At 48.6% G+C, this 2,321-nt stretch carries 2 protein-coding genes and 1 pseudogene; all 3 read right to left on the bottom strand.

The genetic code is table 11. From position 1 onward, the window contains the following. Positions 1–307, bottom strand: a pseudogene (locus Q0314_RS10215) (acyl-[acyl-carrier-protein]--UDP-N-acetylglucosamine O-acyltransferase); the annotation flags it as partial. Positions 308–317: 10 nt separating this feature from the next. Next, the gene (fabZ, locus tag Q0314_RS10210; RefSeq protein WP_122872832.1) at positions 318–764 is read right to left on the bottom strand and encodes a 3-hydroxyacyl-ACP dehydratase FabZ; all 447 of its coding nucleotides are present in this window, start codon (positions 762–764) and stop codon (positions 318–320) included. A gap of 136 nt (positions 765–900) precedes the next feature. Beyond that, positions 901–1,977 (bottom strand): epoxyqueuosine reductase QueH, encoded by a 1,077-nt coding sequence (locus Q0314_RS10205; RefSeq protein ID WP_298058719.1) that lies wholly within the window; start codon positions 1,975–1,977, stop codon positions 901–903. Positions 1,978–2,321 lie beyond the last annotated feature (344 nt).

Raw genomic sequence — 2,321 nt, 5'->3', positions numbered from 1 at the left:
CGCCTTTGTGCGTGCCCGAGTTTATCGTGCAAAACTCGCGGATCGTCGCGTTTTTGCCAATACGAACGCCAGTGTTTTCCTCGGCGCGGTAGCTCACGTCCTGCGGGATGTCGCCCACGATGGCGTAGCTGTAAATTTTACCGCCATCGCCGATATGCGTGTCGCCTACGATCCTGGCGCCTTGTTTTACGAGTACGCCGTCGCCTAGCACGGCGTCTTTACTGACGTAGGCGTAGGCCTCGATCGTTACGTCCTCGCCGATCTTCGCGCCGTCCTCGACGACGGCTTGCGGATGGATATTTCTCATTTTGGCTCGCTTATTTATCTACGATCATAGCTTTTAGCTCAGCTTCGCACGATAGTGTGCCGTCCACGTAGGCTTCACCTTTTAGTACCCAGATATTGCCCTTGTGCTTTAGCACCTCGAGGCGGTATTCGAGCCTGTCGCCCGGGCGTATCGGATGGCGAAATTTCGCTCCGTCGATGCTCATAAAATAAACGACTTTATTTTCGATGTTTGCTTGATGCTCGTCACTCATGCTCTTAAACGCGAGCACGCCGCCGGCCTGCGCCATGCCCTCGATGATCATGACGCCCGGATATATCGGGTGGCCCGGGAAATGCCCCTGAAATACTGGCTCGCCGATAGTTACGTTTTTATACGCGACGATGTGTTTGGCGGGCTCGAGCTCGGTAACTCGGTCGATTAGCAGAAATGGATATCTGTGCGGGAGTATTTTTTGGATTTCAACGATGTCGATCACTTTAAACCTTGTGAGTAAAATTTAAAGCCGATTTTAGCCAAATTTTGCTAAGAAAAAGATTATTGATTTGGCCGGAGCAAAATTTGGCCTCTAAATTTTCGCGCCCGTTTTTTATCTCGAGCACGTTAAATTTAGCTCAAATTTGCGCTACCAAAACCTCGCGGCTATCGTTATAAAGCTCGTCTTTAGCATAGATTTCGTACCTGCCGGCGCGAATTTCATCCAGCACGATTATAGGATTTTGGCTAAATTCTCCGCACAGCTCGCGGCGGATTTCCAGCTCGCGAGGTACCGCGATAGGCCGGCGGCAAAGCTCGTTTACGCTAGCTAATTTTTCGCCCGAAAGCTCGTTAAATTTGGCTAAATTTAACAGCGTCACGCCATCTCGCAGCTCATCGCAAATTTGAGCCGCCTCGCTCACGCTAAATTTGACGTTTTCGCGCTTAAAATGCGAGTAGAGCAAAAAATACGACGGCACGACCGAGCCGCCAAATTTGACATAGGCGCGCAGCAAGCGGTAGTTTAAAAAATACTTGCGCGATAGATGAAATTTCACGCCCGCAGCCTCGCACTCTCGAACCTTTTCATAAAGCTCCAGCCGCTCCTCGATGCCGCCTGGCATCACGCGCCCGCTAATCTCGCTCATAAGCTCGCTAAGCGGCAGTTTTTGCGCCTCGCGTTGTTTGCTGAGCCCAAAAATACAGCCGCAGTAGTTTTGATGATAGAGTTTATCTTTTTTAGCGAGCTCAAACTGCGCGTTCGTGCCGCCGCCAGCGCGGTAATCCACGGCAAATGTTTCAAGGCCATATTTGCCGGCTGCTTTACCCAGCGCGCTTTTTAGCTGCGAGAAGTCCTTTTTAGGGCTCATCAGCAGCGTCGTAGTGATCGATTTTTCGCCTAGTTCGAGCGCTTTTTGGGCTGAATTTCCCACGCGAAAATCAAAGCAATACGCGCAGCGCTTGCCCTTTTCGGGCTCGTTTTCAAGCCCCTTTGCGCCCTCTAGCCACGCCTCGTATTCGTATTCGCCGCAAATAAGCTCGACGCCTAGCTTTTCGCAGCTCCTTTTTACGTCGCGAAACCTCATCAAAAACTCGCTGTACGGATGGATGTTGGGATCGTAGAAATAGCCGACGAGACGCTCGTGCGGGCGGTCGGCGCGTAATCTTTGCAAAAAATAGTGGCTGTCGACGGAGCAACAAATATGAACTAACATTATAATTCCCCATAAATGACGGATTTTAGAATAAATTTTTCTATACCCCCCCGCAGTCACGGACGACCAGTCCGCTCCTTTGCGGGCAAGAAAAATTTATTTAAACTACGCCTATTTTGTCTTGAATAATTTTTGCCGATTTTACTAAATTTAACTGCAAATTTGATTAAAGTTGAGTGGTTATAAATTTTAGAATTTTCAAGGTGCGGGTCTCGGTGACTCAAATTTGTAAATTTGACTTCAAATTTGAGCATAAAAAGTCAAGGCGAAGTATTTTGAGATGGATTTGAATGTTGCGAAGAAATTTTCGACCGAAGATAGAACATATAGTTCATCGAGGGAGA

The organism is uncultured Campylobacter sp. (assembly GCF_938040115.1).
Taxonomy (GTDB): Bacteria; Campylobacterota; Campylobacteria; order Campylobacterales; family Campylobacteraceae; genus Campylobacter_A.
Note: the sequence above shows the minus strand (reverse complement) of the source record. Positions and strands in the feature narration are given on the sequence as shown.

Excerpts from the sequence above, each read along its gene's own strand:
- Q0314_RS10205 (WP_298058719.1), bottom strand. The coding sequence starts at position 1,977 with ATGTTAGTTCATATTTGTTGCTCCGTCGACAGCCACTATTTTTTGCAA.